The organism is Clostridium chromiireducens (assembly GCF_003575225.1).
GTDB lineage: Bacteria > Bacillota > Clostridia > Clostridiales > Clostridiaceae > Clostridium > Clostridium chromiireducens.
In genome coordinates this window covers 255,931-274,033 of record NZ_QXDJ01000006.1, presented here as the reverse complement: position 1 = coordinate 274,033, position 18,103 = coordinate 255,931, and the positions used below count along the sequence as shown (strand labels likewise).

The 18,103-nt window shown below is 31.7% G+C and carries 26 protein-coding genes; all 26 read right to left on the bottom strand.

The window, feature by feature from the left end; all coding sequences use genetic code 11:
- Window positions 1-42: 42 nt before the first annotated feature.
- The 26 genes from D2A34_RS21965 to D2A34_RS21845 all read right to left on the bottom strand — a co-directional run bounded on the left by D2A34_RS21965 (window position 43) and on the right by D2A34_RS21845 (window position 18,089).
- On the bottom strand, window positions 43-333 hold the full coding sequence (locus D2A34_RS21965; protein WP_119367942.1) for a phage holin family protein: 291 nt from the start codon (window positions 331-333) through the stop codon (window positions 43-45).
- A gap of 17 nt (window positions 334-350) precedes the next feature.
- Complete coding sequence (locus D2A34_RS21960) at window positions 351-662, bottom strand: hypothetical protein (protein WP_119367941.1); 312 nt, start codon at window positions 660-662, stop codon at window positions 351-353.
- Between the two features lie 110 nt (window positions 663-772).
- Window positions 773-874, bottom strand: a complete 102-nt coding sequence (locus D2A34_RS27525) for a CD1375 family protein (RefSeq protein WP_279221648.1) — start codon at window positions 872-874, stop codon at window positions 773-775.
- Entirely contained in the window at window positions 874-1,137 is a 264-nt protein-coding gene (locus D2A34_RS21955) for a hypothetical protein (protein ID WP_119367940.1), read from the bottom strand. Before D2A34_RS21955 ends, D2A34_RS27525 begins: the two co-directional genes overlap by 1 nt.
- A 16-nt stretch (window positions 1,138-1,153) precedes the next feature.
- Window positions 1,154-2,665, bottom strand: a complete 1,512-nt coding sequence (locus tag D2A34_RS21950) for a hypothetical protein (RefSeq protein WP_119367939.1) — start codon at window positions 2,663-2,665, stop codon at window positions 1,154-1,156.
- Between the two features lie 14 nt (window positions 2,666-2,679).
- The gene (locus D2A34_RS21945; RefSeq protein WP_119367938.1) at window positions 2,680-3,099 is read right to left on the bottom strand and encodes a phage tail fiber protein; all 420 of its coding nucleotides are present in this window, start codon (window positions 3,097-3,099) and stop codon (window positions 2,680-2,682) included.
- 13 nt (window positions 3,100-3,112) lie between these two features.
- A complete protein-coding gene (locus D2A34_RS21940) occupies window positions 3,113-5,533 on the bottom strand; it encodes a hypothetical protein (protein ID WP_119367937.1) in 2,421 nt (806 codons plus the stop codon).
- Window positions 5,534-5,549: 16 nt separating this feature from the next.
- Complete coding sequence (locus D2A34_RS21935) at window positions 5,550-5,870, bottom strand: BppU family phage baseplate upper protein (protein ID WP_119367936.1); 321 nt, start codon at window positions 5,868-5,870, stop codon at window positions 5,550-5,552.
- Between the two features lie 2 nt (window positions 5,871-5,872).
- A complete protein-coding gene (locus D2A34_RS21930; RefSeq protein WP_119367935.1) occupies window positions 5,873-6,745 on the bottom strand; it encodes a phage tail-collar fiber domain-containing protein in 873 nt (290 codons plus the stop codon).
- A gap of 1 nt (window position 6,746) precedes the next feature.
- Window positions 6,747-7,307 carry a phage tail protein I gene (locus tag D2A34_RS21925; RefSeq protein ID WP_119367934.1) on the bottom strand — a complete coding sequence of 187 codons (561 nt, stop codon included), beginning with the start codon at window positions 7,305-7,307 and terminating at the stop codon, window positions 6,747-6,749.
- Window positions 7,307-8,434: a baseplate assembly protein gene (locus D2A34_RS21920; protein WP_119367933.1), complete on the bottom strand. Its 1,128-nt coding sequence runs from the start codon at window positions 8,432-8,434 to the stop codon at window positions 7,307-7,309. Before D2A34_RS21920 ends, D2A34_RS21925 begins: the two co-directional genes overlap by 1 nt.
- Window positions 8,431-8,736 (bottom strand): hypothetical protein, encoded by a 306-nt coding sequence (locus D2A34_RS21915; RefSeq protein ID WP_119367932.1) that lies wholly within the window; start codon window positions 8,734-8,736, stop codon window positions 8,431-8,433. The genes D2A34_RS21920 and D2A34_RS21915 overlap by 4 nt, the downstream gene beginning before the upstream one ends.
- Window positions 8,737-8,750: 14 nt before the next feature.
- Window positions 8,751-9,257: a phage tail protein gene (locus tag D2A34_RS21910; protein WP_119367931.1), complete on the bottom strand. Its 507-nt coding sequence runs from the start codon at window positions 9,255-9,257 to the stop codon at window positions 8,751-8,753.
- A gap of 12 nt (window positions 9,258-9,269) precedes the next feature.
- Window positions 9,270-9,461, bottom strand: a complete 192-nt coding sequence (locus D2A34_RS21905) for a hypothetical protein (protein WP_119367930.1) — start codon at window positions 9,459-9,461, stop codon at window positions 9,270-9,272.
- Window positions 9,461-10,375, bottom strand: coding sequence for a phage late control D family protein (locus D2A34_RS21900; protein WP_119367929.1), 915 nt, complete (start codon window positions 10,373-10,375; stop codon window positions 9,461-9,463). The genes D2A34_RS21905 and D2A34_RS21900 overlap by 1 nt, the downstream gene beginning before the upstream one ends.
- Window positions 10,376-10,379: 4 nt before the next feature.
- Entirely contained in the window at window positions 10,380-10,589 is a 210-nt protein-coding gene (locus tag D2A34_RS21895; protein ID WP_243128383.1) for a tail protein X, read from the bottom strand.
- Window positions 10,582-12,474, bottom strand: coding sequence for a phage tail tape measure protein (locus tag D2A34_RS21890; RefSeq protein WP_119367927.1), 1,893 nt, complete (start codon window positions 12,472-12,474; stop codon window positions 10,582-10,584). The genes D2A34_RS21895 and D2A34_RS21890 overlap by 8 nt, the downstream gene beginning before the upstream one ends.
- A 135-nt stretch (window positions 12,475-12,609) precedes the next feature.
- Window positions 12,610-12,963 carry a phage tail assembly protein gene (locus tag D2A34_RS21885; protein ID WP_119367926.1) on the bottom strand — a complete coding sequence of 118 codons (354 nt, stop codon included), beginning with the start codon at window positions 12,961-12,963 and terminating at the stop codon, window positions 12,610-12,612.
- 31 nt (window positions 12,964-12,994) lie between these two features.
- Complete coding sequence (locus D2A34_RS21880) at window positions 12,995-13,504, bottom strand: phage major tail tube protein (protein ID WP_119367925.1); 510 nt, start codon at window positions 13,502-13,504, stop codon at window positions 12,995-12,997.
- On the bottom strand, window positions 13,501-14,955 hold the full coding sequence (locus D2A34_RS21875) for a phage tail sheath protein (RefSeq protein WP_243128382.1): 1,455 nt from the start codon (window positions 14,953-14,955) through the stop codon (window positions 13,501-13,503). The genes D2A34_RS21880 and D2A34_RS21875 overlap by 4 nt, the downstream gene beginning before the upstream one ends.
- Before the next feature lie 12 nt (window positions 14,956-14,967).
- Window positions 14,968-15,513 carry a hypothetical protein gene (locus D2A34_RS21870; RefSeq protein ID WP_119367924.1) on the bottom strand — a complete coding sequence of 182 codons (546 nt, stop codon included), beginning with the start codon at window positions 15,511-15,513 and terminating at the stop codon, window positions 14,968-14,970.
- A 4-nt stretch (window positions 15,514-15,517) separates the two neighbouring features.
- The gene (locus D2A34_RS21865) at window positions 15,518-16,138 is read right to left on the bottom strand and encodes a phage tail protein (protein ID WP_119367923.1); all 621 of its coding nucleotides are present in this window, start codon (window positions 16,136-16,138) and stop codon (window positions 15,518-15,520) included.
- A gap of 1 nt (window position 16,139) precedes the next feature.
- Entirely contained in the window at window positions 16,140-16,457 is a 318-nt protein-coding gene (locus D2A34_RS21860) for a hypothetical protein (RefSeq protein ID WP_119367922.1), read from the bottom strand.
- 1 nt (window position 16,458) lies between these two features.
- On the bottom strand, window positions 16,459-16,662 hold the full coding sequence (locus D2A34_RS21855; RefSeq protein WP_119367921.1) for a hypothetical protein: 204 nt from the start codon (window positions 16,660-16,662) through the stop codon (window positions 16,459-16,461).
- Window positions 16,663-16,673: 11 nt separating this feature from the next.
- Window positions 16,674-17,726: a major capsid protein gene (locus D2A34_RS21850; protein ID WP_119367920.1), complete on the bottom strand. Its 1,053-nt coding sequence runs from the start codon at window positions 17,724-17,726 to the stop codon at window positions 16,674-16,676.
- 18 nt (window positions 17,727-17,744) lie between these two features.
- Window positions 17,745-18,089, bottom strand: a complete 345-nt coding sequence (locus tag D2A34_RS21845) for a hypothetical protein (protein WP_119367919.1) — start codon at window positions 18,087-18,089, stop codon at window positions 17,745-17,747.
- Window positions 18,090-18,103: the final 14 nt, after the last annotated feature.

Genomic DNA, 18,103 nt, shown 5'->3' with positions numbered 1-18,103 from the left:
TCTAAAAAAATAAAAGAGCAACCTTGAAAGGCTACTCCTTGATCACTCTTCTTTACCTAATTGTTTAGTTGTTTGATTAATTCCAACAGATACTCCCCAGCACAATATACCTTGAAGTACTGCATTTACTATAGCTTTATACATAACTGAATACTCTGTATTTATTAAATTTAAAAGAACTGAAAATGTTATGCAAAATGCCATTAATATTGATGTTATATATTTATCTTTAAAATTTTCTAGTTTCTTTAAAAATATTCCAACCACATAAGCTGCTACTATTACAATCATTAAATTTTCAGGGATAAATTGAGTTAAATTTGTTAATTCCATTCTTCATTCCACCTTTTCTATTTTTTTATTACATAAGTTATTGCTGCAGTTGCACCTACAACAATTATTGTTCTAATTAATTCATTCCAGTTTTGGCCTGGTTTACTTTCTAATGCTTCCAATTTATTAGCTATTATTTTTATACTATCTTTTATTTCATTAAGCATTTTAAATAGAGACTTAGTTCTATCTTCATTAACTGCTGAATTTCTTTCTGTTTCTGCCACTTTATCCTGTAGTATCTCACATTTTTCTTCTAGCTTTGAAACTCTCTCATCTACTTTATCTAACATTTTCGCTTGTACACAATTGCTACAGTTATCACTCATATTTCACCTTCCTTGATTCAAAATAATATAAAAATGAACAATAAAAAACACCTTACTGGTGCTGAGTTATCGCCTTTTAATTAACATTTAATTGTTTATTCTACTAAAAACTACTCAAGTAACTCTTTTTCAGTGGCTTCCCTCCATTTCATCGGTACATCATCAATTGTCATTAATCCCTCACTAATTCTTCTAACATAAATTACAACCATTATTGTGCACCTCCTACAAGTGAAGCTAATTCTACAAGTGCTGCTTCTTGTTCTTCTATTCTTTTCTTTAATAATTCCGTTTCACTTAACGGAATATCTTCAAAGATTGGTTTATTAGGTGTTACCGTTACATCAATCTCCTTTATTTGCTTACCACTTGGAATTTCTACTTCTAAGTAGCTGATTCCTCCTTTTGGTACTTTATACCCACCAGTCATTTGTAAAAAAATTTCTCCTGTATTATCATATATTATAATTGTCATTTTTCATCTCTCCTTTTTATAGTAATATCGCTAAATATTTGCCACTAAAACTCATGCCTGATGACATTGTTGCTGATATTGTAGCACCTACAGCGGAAAAAGAACCATACCATGATTTTGTTTCTCTATCTATTATGTGAGCCGCTGTTCCAGATAAGGCCCAACTTCCAACATTTGCACTATTATATAAAATAACTATCGTTGGCGTAAATGGTAGATTTATAGATAATGAACCTCCACTAGCTACAATAAAATCACCAGATACAACTCTTGAGGCGCTTCCAGCTATTCCAAGTATATTTTTTCCACTTAAAATATTTGCAGCTAATAAATCTGGTTGTAAACTTCTAACCCAATTTACACCATTTAAGTATTTATTATTTGGTATTCCTAAATATGCATAGTTTTGTCCATCATTACTTGCTGCACCAACTGTTACATTTGAGGCAGGTATTTGATCAACATAATCTGGATTGGCTAATGGTATCGTACCTGTAATTTTAGATCCATTTACATATCCCGTAGAATTATATAACATTTGTGCTGAAGTTGCAGTTGCATCTGATGTATCTACTACACTTGATTTACCAGGAACACCATTTATAGTTACTCCACTTTTTATATTATCTGTAACTAAATTTGTTAAATCCAATGTACCTGTAACCAGTCCGCTATCTACTGTAGCCTTTTTACCAAGCAAAATTTGAGCTGCCGTTGCATCTCCACCACCTCCTTTACCCAACACAATAAAATTTGTACCATTGTAGCTTAAATGATATGGCAATCCAGCCTTTAAACCTCCACTAGTTATGGAATTTCCTAACGTATCTAAAATTGTTTTAGCCCCTAAACCGTTTATATTAATAGTACTTGCACCAGTACTTGCATTTCCTATCTTTACACGTACTGTTAAACCATCTGTATATGCTGTAATTTCACTATTAGTAACAGCATAAGTATTTGTTCCACTTGTAGTTCCGCAATAATAAATTCTATCACTCATCAAATCTGATAAAATCGCCTCAACTTTATCTCCTCCAGAATTAACTACTAATCCAGCAATTGTTCTAATATCTGTTATATTCGCATTCGTGATACTTGTTACATTTGCATTAACTCTTACTCGAGCTAATGATATACCTACAAATCCTGTTGGAAGTGCAGGTACTGAAGGTGATGCTGATGCTGTTCCTTTTATCACTTTAACCTGTGGTATATATGGTGTTGCTGTTGTATCAATTCCGATAACCACTAAATCTATTCTTGGATTTGTTGTATCTGCTGCAGGTATTGCTAATGTTGCTAACGAATCGTTAAATACTCTATATCCATTAGGCAACCATGCATTTCCGCCTGTTTGTCCTTGTGCTGCTCCGGATACAGTCACATTCATTGATGCTGTTGTTGTTTGTGCTACGACTAAATCTTGTGTTGAAAGTACTCCTGGACTTATCCAGTCTGCATCTCTCTGCATCATGTCCGCCGGAGTATATCCACCGCCTCCAGCATAATAAGTTGCATTTATCATTTATAATACCTCCCTTAGTTAATTGTTATTGTTAAGCTTCCAATTGCAAACGATAATGTAGCACCTGAACTTGCAACTACCTGAGGATTGTTTAAAGCTGCATACCCCAAAACATTCCCTCCTGTAGCTGCATCATAAAAGACTAGATATCCTAATGATGCTGATGCAAGCCACGCTCCTGTCGATGTCGGAAATGTGATTGCTGCACCATTACTTTTATTATTTGTAGCTGTTGTTGGGAAATTAGTTGTATTATTTGTTGCTGCTGCTCTTGCGTATCCATTAGTACCTATAGTTGGCTCTGTTATATTACCACCTGTAGCTGTAGGTGCAGTCGAAGATAAACCAGTGTAAATTGTAGCTGGAGGTGCCCAGTTAACCCCTCCGAATACTTCGTTGACTAGCGCATTTGCTAGATATGTTGAAAAAGCCATAATAATTTCCTCCTTAAAATTTTGTTTTATTTGTGATATTAGCTAATTGTACTCTTTCTTTATTGTTTAAAATTTTACTTGAATTTGAAATATTTGAACTAAAAATAACCGTTTCATACATATCTGAAACAGTTATTACCGTTTTATTTATTGAAATAGTTTGTACACTTAATTGTTTTATAGTATTAAATATTTCTGTTTCTTTAATGCTATTCATATACGTTAATTTCAATATATTTCTACCTAAAGTAACAATGTCAACAAAGTTAACATAAGGTGAATTAGTATATTTTTTTGAATCAAATTCTAAAGTTGCCTTAGAATTTCTAATAAAAATTCCTTTAAATATAATGGAATATGAATAAGATACTTTTACATTTACAGCTGAAGCAGAAATTAAATTCCCTACTAATTGCAGATTGTTTTTTGCTGTGCCTATAATACTTGAATTAGATTTAACAGTTGCAGTTAACGGGTTAACCTTTATTAAATCTCCCTTTATGCTGGAAGGAGCTATAAGACTTCCTGATATTAAAGTAAAGTCCTCTATTCCATCTTTAAAATAAAATGGAAAAGTTAATGGAAATCTAAATTTTTTATTAAGTTTAATTTCACCTGTTGATATACATGTACTTTCAATAAGGGAACATATATAGCCGCCTAAATTTACAGTACCTTTTAAATTCTCAGTTAAATCATAATCCACTATAGATATACAGTGTATTGATGTAGTGCTAAATAAGTCTGATGATATTAAATTTTCAATAGAGTTATTATCTATAACTACATTTGCACTTATATTGTCAGGATACAAATTTAAGTTGCTACATAAACCTATTCCTAAATAAAGCGGAAAATTTAGTGGAAATCCAAGTAATCCCTTCTCATATATACCACCCAATGCATCTATATTACTTGATATAAGATTAGTAGTAGTTCCGTTAATATCCGATAAAATAGAGACATTGGCTTTTAATAAATTTTTAATACCATCATTAATAATTAGAGATTCTGAAGTTAATTCAGTACTACTTAATTTTATGTTATTACTTATTCCTTGATTAAAGAGAAGTGGTAAAGTTAGTGGAAAATTTAATAACGGTTTTAAATAAACATCGCTAACAGAATTGCAATCGCTAGTAATAAGAGTACTTAAATGTCCATCTAAATTAGTTTCAATATTTAATCTGACACTTTCGACAAATGAAATATCAGTCAAACATTGTATTTTGGAAATACTCGATAAAGTTGCTGTTGATAATTGTTGAATGCCATTATTTATTATTGATGAATGTACATTAATTGATTGTGCATCTAACCCTAGATTATTGTTAATTCCATCATTAAAATATACTGGAAAATTTAAAGGAAATTCTATTACTCCCTGCAGCTCTATCAAAGTCTCTTGGATTAATATACTTGAAATTAAATTTTGTGTTTCTCCTTCAATATTTGTATTAGTAATTGCATTTGAATCCTCTGAATACTTAATTGAGGATATTCCTCCTATAGACTCACTACCAATAACCTGGCCAATTAAATTAGATTTGTCACTAATTGTAGGATTAATAGTTGATTTTATTCTTATATCTTCTAATAATAATCCAATATTTTGTGAAATAGTCGATGAAATGCTACTTATAATAGTTGCTATACTTCCTATTTTATAAATACAAGCTAATGTTGCATTTAAGGTAGTATCCGATTCTAAATTAACATTTATCAAATCCGTAATAGCTGTATTCATAATTATTGAGCTTAATGTTACATCACTATCAAGGGTTATATTAAATGCCTGGTTATCATCAAATTCTAAAGGTAGTTTTAAAGGAAAATTCATTCTTTCCAATATTACTATATCGGCATTTTGAATAACATCACTTTTGATTAAATTAATTGAATCTCCTTCTATATCTCCATTAACACTTAAATTGCTATCTAAATTAATGTTATTTTGTATTGAAATTGCTATTGATGTATTTGCAATTATATTAGTTATAAGTTTAAGTATCGCTGTCGGCTCCCCAACTATATCTGCAGTTGGATTAATAGTTTGTGGTACTATTAATTGTCGCTTTGAAATTTGTATATTGATTGTTGAATTACTTATTATATCTGCATCCATGTTACAAGCTCTTAGAATATTTGAATTAATAGTTGTTACACTCATTAATCCACATGAAATTCCTAAACTATTTTTAACTTGCCCTTTAACATTAGTACTAGACAATGAATTTCCTGAAATTGGAGTTATCAATTTTATAGTTCCATTAATTCTAACGTTACTGGTCAACGATGCAGATTCACTATATTTAATATTTACATTCTCTATATAAAATTTAAGTAGAAAACTAACTGGGAAATTAAATCTGGCAGGCTTTTGCTGTATGCTTGTGATTACATTTATTGAGCCATATATTGATATATTCGCCATTAAATCAATCCCCCAACTAAATTAAGCTTTTTTCAATCTTTATAGTTCCACTTATTACTATTGATGATCTACCATCAGCAGTTGTAACTCTTGCTAAATGACGATAGTTTCCTGATAAATTATCTGTATCACTTGAAGTTATCTCTATTTTAAACTGTCCTCCAGTTGCATTTGAAATTGTTATTCCGGAATTAATACTTTTTTTAATCAAGACCAAATCATTATTAATCAATGCCCATTCTACTGTTGCTCCAGTTAAATTTATTGAGCTGTTATTTTCATCAACTACATTTATAATAAGATTCCTACTATCTCCTGAATAAAATGAAAGATCCATAATTACACCCCCATTATTAATGCGGATGCATAAACTTGATTCGCTACATTAGATGTAATACTTATAGTAATCGGAGTATTTTTAACTGCATTTATGAGTAATGATTTTAAATAATATACACCTATAGCATACGATTGAATGCCAGAACTACATGGAAAATATAGTCCATTTCTTTCGGATAACATTATTTTAGTTTGTACACCTGTCGAATCTGTATAATTTACACTTACAATTATATTTGCTGCAGCTAATACTCTTAGATAAACATCTATTTTGAAATTACCTTGTTGAGCAGGAGTATAACTAAGAATATTGGTAGCTGCTATCGATGTAATTTTCATGTCACTAGCGGACTTTGAGTTTACTTTACTATCCGTATATAAATTTGCTTGGGATAGCGCACTAGCAACATCTTCTGGCGATGCATATACAATTGTTTGATCTATAGCTGCAGTAACATTTGAAGCATTTCCTACTATTGTATTAAGATTAATTTTTTTAGTAACTATTTCTGCTCCACCAAGCGGTGGAATATATTCTGCTAATGCTCCTGCATTTCCATATGAATATAATATTTCTCCTTGATCAGGATCTAAAGCAAATAATCCTATTTCTCTAAAGTAAAATCCTGTGGTTATGTCTTTATTAGATAATATTCCTCCAACAGTTGCTTTTCCTCCTGTCATTGTTTTAAGCGTTGTTATAGGAATTGATTTAACTTCATGTATAAGACTCGCTAAATTACTTGTATCTTGTCCATTACTTAAACTACCATCACCAACAGCTATTCTCGTGAATTTTAATTGAACCCCAGTTAATGCCTTGGCTTGTAGTGATTTTCCTTTATTGGTAAAACTAATTGCCAAAAAACTCATATTACACCTCCTGTTCTATGGTTATTTCATCACATATTTGGATTACACTAGCAAAATATGAATCAATTTTTCCTGAAATATCTATTATGATTTGCTCCAAATGTGATCTCATGTTTTTTACTGAATTTACCGCCATTGTAAATTGATTTGCAAGCTCTGATGTTACTGATGTATTTGTTGTAACAACTCTAAACATATATGGATTACCACCATACTCGAACCATTCCTCAATTGTTCCATCTCCGAAATAATCCTGGACTACTTGTTCAACAGCATATGGAGTTCCTCTGTATCTATGGACTTTTAGTGCATTCTTGATTAAATTTTTTTTGATATCAATATTAGCACTCATATCGTACCAATCAGCATGCATTTGATAAGCTAGTTCATCTAATATATCTTCACTAAGATAATCTATCCTGCTATAAATCAAGCAAGTTTTTACTTCTTCGCCTAGTTCTTGAAATTTAGAATTTAATGCTGCACAAATAGCTTTAGTAGTTGGATCTTGTTGCATTTGAGCAGTTTGAAGACTTAGTAAATCAATATTTTTAACAACCATTATTCAAGTCCTCCATAGGTTATTGTTTTATTCCCAACTTTAGCGACTTTTTCGCCTGTTAAAACAGTATAAACTGGAGATATAATGTTAACTCTGTCCGCTCCTGCATTAAGAGTAAGTTTTTTTAAATAATCAGGATTAATTGCCTTTCCAAGATTGGATTGCTGCCACAGTATATACGCGTCAATGGCACCTCCTTCTCCTTCTATTGCATTTCTTATATAAGTCTCTTTTGTTTGGTTTTTGGAATCTATATAGTAAATTAAATTAATATCGTAATTTAAAACAGTTGAAGCTACTACTTTAACATTATCTGTTAATGGTCTTCTATTCTTAGCTGAAACTGAATCATTTACTTTATCTAAAATATATTGTGATGGAATTCCTCCATTTTCTTGTAATACAACTATTTGTACTACCCCTGGACTTGGAGAACTAACATTAATATCACATATAGTTGAATCGGCTGACAAAGCAAAATATTCGTATGCACCCTCTGGACCTGCAACACTAAATGATTGAGGAGAAAGTCTTATTCTTTCTCTATAACCACTCCATACATTTGTTCCATCATCATCTGCTTCAACATCAGAACCGCCAGATGATGTGTCTATATTTACAATTGAAGCTATATATGGAATAGTATCTGTTAAAGTTTTAATTTGCCCAGGAGTAAAACCATTATATTTTTCACCAGTTTGAGTTGCTGTTAAAACTAAATCTATATATGTAGCTCCTGCTGGTACTATTGAATCGCTTGTTGTAGCAAAATATAAAACACCATCTGGAGTTACTCTTTTACCCGAAGCTATAAATATATCTTGTGATTGTGCTTCAGATAAATTAAATCTTTCTGTTACAGTTGCAAAATCTGCTTTTAACCTTGGACATGAATAAAATTCTCCAAAGGCATCTAATGTTTCTCCTGTTGCATATCTCAGTAAATTTTTCTTTGCAGTTTCATTTATATCATTTTTTAATGCAACAATTACTGGTGTTTCCTGCTCTAAAAATATTCTTCTTTCATCACCAGGATATAATGTTTCTCCTAATGTTGTTTCAAAACTACTAATTAAACTTCTATTAATACTTTCAGCATCAACTTCAACAAAATTCATATCACTCATATATCTATCACCACCTTAAATTTTGCATCACCTTCTTCATCAACTCCTAACAAAGATACACTTTTAACTACTGCTCTTGGTTCATCTTTTTGAACAACCCTGTACACTTCAGCAATATAAGCAGCTTGCATAATATTCACTGGTTTATCTAATATAGCTGGGCTTATTCCTTTCTCACGATTATATGCAACTTCATATTTAAATGTACTTATTAAGTTAAGTACATTTTGTGCTATCCTATCTTTTCCTTTAGCACTCCAATTAAGGTTAACTCCATTGGAAGTGTCAATTATATATTCCATATTGCACCTTCTCTCTAATCATCAATTAATGATGCAAATTCAGTACCAGATAATCCTTGAACTTCAGATGATTTTTTTCCTAATTTTTTATTACTTGATTTTTTATTAGAATCAGCTGATCCTGCTCTCACATATTCATCAAAATTTAAATCTAATTCTAAAGATAAAATATTACCTTCATTATCTATATTGAAATTACTTGGCTTAACCCCAACTAAAATATAGTTGTAACTCCCAAGTGGTTTCCCACCTAAAATAAATGGATATGCAACACCGGATTCCATTAAAGATTTCCACTCTTCCCAATCGCTTCTTGGATTAACTCCATATGAAGCATCTAATTTTACTTTGAAACCAAAAGAATCAAGATCAGGACCTTTATTATAAGTTGATGGTTTATTTCCATCGGAATCCTGTTTATCTGTTTGGAGCGAAGATGAATACTGAAAATCTTGAAATGTATATATTTTATTATCTCCACTAACTTCAAAGACTTTTGTTGCAAATGAAGCCATTGACATATAATCACCTTCCTAATATTTAGCTATTATTAATCCATCTTTCATGTTGTTTGAAAAAAATATAACTGCAACTTGGTCATTTATATTTAAATCACCAACATGACTAGCTTTTACAAGTAGAGGAGATACAGTATTATCTCTATCAGGAAATGTAATTCTTGCTTCCTCACCTTGATTGCTTGTAACTATACCTTTTAAAAACATCAATATCCCTCCAATATTTTTCTTACTCTAAAATTTGTTCTTCCATCGTTAACGAAATTATGTCTTGTTTGTTCACAAATATATTTACCATCTAAAATTCCTACTCCAGTAATGCTTGTATTACTTCCAGCTGTTAATTCAGTATTAAGTTTTAGTGCAAATACCCCAGTAGTTTCATACTTATTTTTTGACCTTAAAATATTCTTAGCAAATCTATTCCCCTCATCTAATGAATAAAAATATATATCACTACATTTTAAAATTGGTCCGTTTGGAGCATTCGATGGTGAATAACTTGCTTTCATGCCTCCACACATTAACTCACATGAATTATAAATTTCTGATGATTTATTCAAAAATTTATAATCTCCATCAAATAAACTAGCGTATATTTCTTTTGCACTTTGACTTTCAATGTATGATTCATCATATATAATCACTTTATTATCAGCTATTTTTAATACATACCCCTCTAATAAACATCTCCTTGCTAAAAATACGAAATCTGATTCTTCATATTGATCTACTCTTTCATATAAATAATTTTCAATTCCATATGTTTCTATAGAGAAACCATATCTTAAAGCAATTTCGGTTGCAAATTCTAAAAATCTAACTGTTTCCCATGATTGGGTATTGCTATTTTTAGCTTTTTGAGGAATAGAAAGAGCACGTAATATAAACGTGCCCCTTTGTTGTCCTATTTCATCTATATACATTGTTCCAGTACTAAGCCCATCTTGAGAAATTATTAATTTATCATTCTTTTTAGGATTCCAATCACTCCATGTTCCTTTAGGATCATTAAGTATCAGTTCAACGCTATCAGCAACATTACCAGCATTATCAGTAAATTCAGCTTTGCTAAAATTTATATAATCTGATATATCTTTATCTTCATAAACTAATTTCATAAAATCACCTCTTCCATGGTGGAAGTGTTGATGCTGCTTCCTTACTTATTATTGGTATTGTTAATTCTATTCCTTGAGAAAATACTAAAACATTAGCATAATTAGGATTTGCTTGAATAATATAATGAGCCTTGAATTCATCTCCATATGCTCTATAAGAAAGCATATCAAATGTATCGCCTTGTACTGTTGTATATGTTATACTATTAGCCAAATGATACCCTTCCTTTCTCATTCATTATTTCTTCTAGCATTGAACGTAATTCATCCTTATGTTTACTCAATATTGAAGATATCTCTTGAGTATTTCCACCATAAATTTGAGGAGCATAAGTTAACTGTATGCTTGCTGATTCCTGTTTTGCTGAACCAACTCCCAACATGCTTGCTGTTTGACTTAATAATCCTAAACTTCTTGATGTTTTTTTAAGTGGAATAGCCATTTCTGGCCCATCTTCTCCAAAAATAGCTGGTACAGATGATATTCCTCCTGATGCATATTGTTTCATTCCAGTTACGTCACCCGTATCCGAACCTGAATCTGATGATCCACTGCCAAATCCAAAGAAATTTTTTACTGCATCGAAAGCTCCAATTGCTAAATCTTTTAATTGTCCAAAGTGTTTTATTAATAATAACAATGGTGCAAGTGGTCCTGTTAATGCTAATGTAAGATCTGGCATTCCATCAATAATATTTGTGAACCAAGTCCATGCATTTGATACTGCAGTTGTAATTTCAGTCCAATTATTATATAACAATAATCCTATTGCTATTAAAGCTCCTATTGCAACACATACAACTCCAACCGGATTTGCATCCATCGCCACATTCAGAGCATCTTGTGCTATTGCTGCTAATGTCATTCCTTCTCTCATAGCACCTATTATTCCAGTTGCTATCCACCAAGTCTTTGATAAACCTTGAATTATCAAACCTGCCTTTGTTGCTAAATTTGATGCTTCCATAGCTATTGTATAAGCAACCATTGCTGCAGTTATTCCATATACTATTGGAGATATATTAGACCAGTTATTAACAATAAAATTATAAACTCCAGTAGCACCATCTAATAAGCCTGACAATACAGCTGTTATTACAGGTATTCCATTTTGAGCCAACCATTCAAGTTCTGGCTTACTATTTTGTATTGCATTATAAGCTATTTTCCCAACATCAAAAACAACTTGACCTACTTTTGAAATCGGTCCTGTAATCATATCTATAGATGAAGAAATTTTATCTGGATCCAAACCTTTAATAAAGTTATTCCCAAATTGTACAACCTTAGTTAACGCAGGTAGTGCTTTTGCCATAATTTTAGATGAAAGCTGTTCAAAATTAGTTTTTAATAGTCGTGTTTGATTTGCAAACCCTTCTTGTGTCTTTGCAAAATCTCCTTGTGCATCTTTTGAAACTTTCATTAAATAACTATATCTTAAAGCAGTTTGTGATGCTTGATCCATCTTATCATATGAGGTTTTTATTCCTTTGCTAAGTGCATATGCTTCTAAATTTGCAACTGACATATTTATACCTAGTTGTTTTAAAGGTTCAGTTTCACCTGAAATTCCTGCTCTAATTTTCTCAAAGGCATCATCTTGAGATAAATTATAGAATGATGCTAAATCTCCTGATAATCCAGTAAGCTTTTCTGACATTGTTACCAGACTATTCCCTGTTATTCCACTACTTTTCATCATAGCTCCAAGAGTAGAATTGTATTTCTTTGCTTGCAATTCTGATAACCCAAAATCATTCAATGCCTTTTGAGACCACTCATTAATACTATTTGAACTAGCTTCAAATGTTGTATCAACTACATTTTGAACTTCTGATAGATTCGATGCAAGTTCTATACCATTTTTACTAACATCAATCATTGCTGAACCTAGTTTTTCAACTCCCATCGCTGCTACATTACCAAGAAATGCACCTTTTGCAATTGTTCCGACTTTACTTAACTCTGTACCTGATTTCTTTGCTCCTTTTGATACATTTGAAGATAATTTTGAAGCTTTCATCATTGCAGATTGTAAGGAAGGATCTATTTTCCCTGCAAGTGTTATAAGAGCTTTTAATTCTTTTTTGCTCGCCATCTATTTATCACCCCTTTTCAGGTGGTCGCCTTGCTTCAACTTCTTCTATATAATCACTATAGAATTCATTAAGTTCAATTAAAGGCATAGTGATACATTCTTCACGAGAAGTTGATGTATCCATTGTTAATCTTATTATTGCTCCTCTGAGGAGTTCATCTGTGTATTGTCTTGGCTCTCCTCCGAGTCTATGAAGAAAAAACTTCTTACAATATTTGATGCTTTTGTTGCATCTTTTGCACTCATTCTTAATACATCGTTTATGTCAATATTACTATTTGCCTTTGAAGCTGCTTCAGCAAATAAATATAAATGATAGTCAGAATCTAAATCTGGAACTGATGCTACTCCTCCATCTTTCTTATACTTTACTCCTGCTTTCATCTTATCTCTTGCTGTAAAATTTTCTAAGTCATAAGGAATCTCTTTACATTCTTCTCCATTTATTTTAATAGGCTTTGTTAATGGTAATTTTTCAAATTCATTCATATCTTTTCCCTCCAAATATTAAAAAGCAACTCTAGTTAAGAGCTGCTTTTATTTTTGCCATATAATCTATTCCATTTACTTTATAGATATAATTAACTTTATCTATAAGTAATACTTCCTCGCCATCAATAACGATTCTATATCTTAATACTTCATATTCAATTGTTCCATCCATTGTTGCTCCATCTTCAACTTTACCTGGATCAAACTTTTTGAATACACCCCTTACGAATATTTTCGTACCTATAGGAACTGATTGACCTCCACTAGTAAATTGATCTTTGGAAAATCTAAGCTCAATATTATGAACTCCTGGAGTTGAAACATTGATAGCACCTTTATTTATAGATCTCATTGTTGCTGAAAAAGTCATTGAGTTTAATTGACCAGATGAAGGCATATCCACTGAACCTAAAATTCCTGCTCCTTTTACTTCACTTGAACCAAATTCTAGTGAAGGCAATTGACACGAAACATTATCTGCTATTTCTGCATCATTATCAAAAAATCTATGCGCAATTACCGAACCTGACATTATCATGAATTTTCACCCCCAAATAATACACTTATTCCTTTAGTTGTGTATTGTAATTTTGCATTTATGCTCTTTCCTGGTGGAGTTGTAGTTGTAGCAATATCAAAATCAAAATCTCCCTCAATTAAATCACTAGTTGGATTTGATCTTTCAGTAAATTGTATTAATCCGTAAAGCATTTTCCCCTCACTTATCAACGAATCCAACTTTTCTTGATAATTATTTATTATTGTGTCAATTCTACTTCTTGACATCGGTTTATCAACTTCAATACCATATGTTAATTGGAAATTGTTCAATAAATAATGCATCATCCTTATGCTACTATCAAACTTATCTCTTGCATCCATGGTTTTTCCATACTCATAGGCACCAGTATGTGCTCCCCATAGTACCCATTGTCCCCCCCAATAGATTGCTGTTCTGATTCCTTTACTATTTAAATCATTTGCTTGGAGCTTATCAAAAGTAATATCAGTTCCATCTGCCAAGCATAATCCAGTAATATCAATTTGCTTATTTGATGGAGTTTCATATGGAATATCATCATTTTGATAATCTACCCATTGCATTGTGACAGTTGCAAGTGTAGATAAATGAAAAATTCTACTACCATTCTTAGCACAAGGCCATGCTGGAGCTTCGCAGTTACTTGTATAAGCATTAGCAGTTTTCCATGCTTTTGCTTCACTTATAGTATCTGCATTTGTATCAGTAACCAAGTTACTATTAACCCATGCGTACCAATGACCATTTATAAGCTGACTTGCACTTTTAAGTGCTGCATCTACCTCTGCAATATGACTCCAACCTGGAGAATCCAATATTGTTGGAACTAAGTTTTCAGTTTGATACACCAAATCAACAACGCTTATTCCAGTTTTAGCACCTGTTGTTGCATTTGTACCTCCAATAATTTGAGTTTTTGTAACCGCTGATGGATTAACTTCATCAAAACTTACTGTTACCGCTGCAGTAAACGCTCCTTTTAAATCAGTAATTATTACAGATGTTCCATCACCTGAATATGCTACCGAAAAGTCAGTTCCAAGCACCTTTCCAGTTATAGCTATAGATTTTAGAATGATTTTATCATTTATTATTGTTGCCTGATAATTAGTAAATGTAACACTTGCTGTTTTACCAGCATTTTTCATTGTGTCAGGATCCAATACATTTACTAAAACTATAGGCCCTATTATTTGTATACTATTTTTAAAATGAGCATATATAGCTTCGCAAAGGTCAAAATCCTTCCAATTACTATCATTGTAACCAACCTTAGAAACTGCATCTGTAAAACTGCTTACTATAATTGGTTTATTTACCTTACCTGAGTAATCAGTTAGCTGATGTACTGGAAGTCTACCAAAATATACTGGTAAAGTTCCTGCAGATACATCTGTTAAATCTTGTGTTGGAGACATGCTCCCATAAGAACCATGTTGATAACTCAATATAATCACCTCTTATTCTAATAATTTATCTATTTGTGATGCTGGATAAGCTTTATTTTGTGTTCCAAATGTAATCCATCCATAAAAATAGGGATCTGTATCAGGAATTTGTTCTTCTTTCTGATAGATCCCCCATTTTAATGGACTTTGAATTGTTATTCCATTTAATATTCTATTTCTTAATATTTCTGCTTTAGTTTTATCTATAAAGTTTAGTAAATCAATCCAACCATTTCCGTCTGGAGTAACTTCAACAATGTTTTCCGAATTCTCCTTATGAAATCCTGGATTATATACTATAAAAATTAATCTTACATTCATGTCAGATGTTTGATTATCATCAATACCATCCTCAAAATTAATCATTATGCATGGAATTGTTGATTTAATTCCATCTGGCAAGAAATTCTTAGGAGGAAAATTCATGATAAACACATTCGGATTAACTAATTCAAATTCATCAACATTTTTATCATTGGGCTTTTTTAACTTATGTTTAGAGCATACATTTTGTTGTAAAAATAACTTTATTTCGTCTAATGTACTTACTGTAAGCAATTTACTACCCCCTTATAGCTTTATCCATTTTAGTCATTTCTCTAACTATTTCATGCTCAAGTCTTTCTTCAAATTTTGAACTTGCTGCATTCATAATTTGCTTATCAACTCCCTCAGCTGTAATCATTTGAGGAATTGATAATGTTCTTATTGGTGCTATAGGTAATCTTTTATTACCTACTCTCATAAATACATTAAATTGAGTTTTATCTTCTGATTTTGCTCCAGTTGATGCAACAAAACCTTTTTTAGATATAACTTTTCCCTTACTCTTCTTGATGGTTACCATTACAGCATTTCTAAATATACTTTTACCTCCTCTTTTAGGACTTTTAGGTGTATATGGAAAATGTGCAAGGCTTAAAGTAGGTCCACTTGATGTAATACTAGCCGACAAATCACTTTTGGATGGTCTTTTTATACCACCTTTGAAACTTGCTTTAACTTCTGCAGATTTTATTACATAAAACTTTGGTACTATTTGACCAGTTTTTGTTATAGCATGATCTATTGTTCTATTTAAGGCTAATCTTGTGGCTTCTCCTACTTCTCTTGGAAATTCTTTAAGCTCATTAGCTAATCTATCTATTTGTTTTGTATTTATGCTTAATGTTACATTTGGCATTTTATTCACCTCTATTTTGATAAAGAATTATTTCATACATACCATCTGTTTCAATAGCACTTTTTACTGACATAAATCTACCATCAAACTTTTGAGGAGCATCCACCGTAGGTAGCTCCCCAAAATCATCAGCCTTAACGTAATAGAGAATTTCTTCTGTGCTTATACCATCAAAATTTTTGTTTTTCATTTGCTCAAGCTTATCATTATCTATAATAATGCTTAAACTTCTTCCATCAATTCTATGTTCTGATGAAAATTCATCTTCATTAAAGAGTGTTGAATTATCTTGTTTTAGAATCTCTTTAAAGGTGGACATTTTATTTTCCACCCTTACCATTTCCTGATTTTTCAGCTTCTTCATCGTAAATAACTTCTACTTCATCAGCTTCACCATCATAAAATTCAGCAAAACCAAGATTAACTAATCTCTTTTCATCTACTTCTTTCATCTTAAGTTTAGCTCCAACTTCTTTTAAATCACCATCAACGTTAACTTTTCCTTCTATCACTTTAATAGCCATAATAATACCTCCTATAAAACAGTTGCAACATACCAAGAATCAACTTCTTGTGGTGCTGGTAATGGTCTACTATGCATTGCAAGATATCTAGCTGCCGGATCTTTTTTAATCCATGTATCTGCTGCTCTTTCCCCTAAAATTGATCTAAATCCACCTGTATTTTCATCAGTAAGAGTAATTTCACCATAATAAATAGTAGATCTTGCATTTGAAGATCCAAGCAAGCATGTACCATTTGGAACTAATGGAAGTTCAACTGGTGTATCTGGATTAGTCCAATCATCAATATACCATTCATTGTAAATATAGATTGGCATATTATATTTTAAAATCATTCCACCATATATAACATTCTCGCTTAATTGTTGTGGCTTGATTACTGCTAAATCAACATTCCCAGAATATTGATTCATATAGTTAAGTGCTATAAGTCTTTGAATAAATGCATTATGAACATCTGCTGACATTAAGCATACATTTGGTGTATGATATCCATTCTTTTGGCAAGTTTGAACCCATCTATCAATATCTTTAAGTGGATCTGATGTACTTGAATTCCACACTGCTGCTCCTGTTAAGGCTTCTTTATTTGAAAATCCAAAATCAATTGTATAACTTACCCCTTCACCTATAACTGGAATCTTACCAGTGAGCATCGATTGTGCAGCCATCCATTCTTCTCTTCTAATTATCGCATCATTAAATTCAGATAATTTATCTGTCAATAATGCAACTGCTCTTTCCTCTCTTGTAATTCCACCATATATATTTTCTCCTGGTGCTCTTACTGAAAGATCTTCAATCGAAGTAACATCCTTTGGCTTTAAAAGTGGTGTTTCAAATGTATTTGTTTTATATCCAATCTTTTCAACTGTTTTAGCAGCTGATTTTGGATTAACAAAGGGAGCTATTCTTCTTTTTCCTTTATAAAAATCAATATCAATTTTAGTTCCTGGTACTAGTGTACGTTTCTTAAAAAATGTATCTCTAAAAAAACCTCCTGTTGCAGGCATTAGTTTTACAACTCCATCTAATACTCTTGGATCATATATATTTATTGGCATTATCTATTCCCCCTCTAATTAATTCTTTTGAGCTTTTGTTAAGTAAATTGATTTATCAGCTAAAACATCAACATTATCATCTGCAGTTGAGCTTCCACCGAAACGCATTGCAGCTGAATCAAATTGACCTGTTTTATATCCGATACTTGCTACTGTTGTGCTTGCATCTGTTGTAATATCTTCTGATGCAACAACTACAACATCAGTACTTGCAATAACAGCTGTTGGTCTCTGAAACTTACCAGAAACCTTTTTAAGGATATCTCCTCTTTGAATTGTTTGTGATACATCTATAGTTATTGGTTGAGTAACTATATCAACATTACCAGCTAATAAATTGTCATACTTTAATACCTCTGACATATTGAATCCCTCCT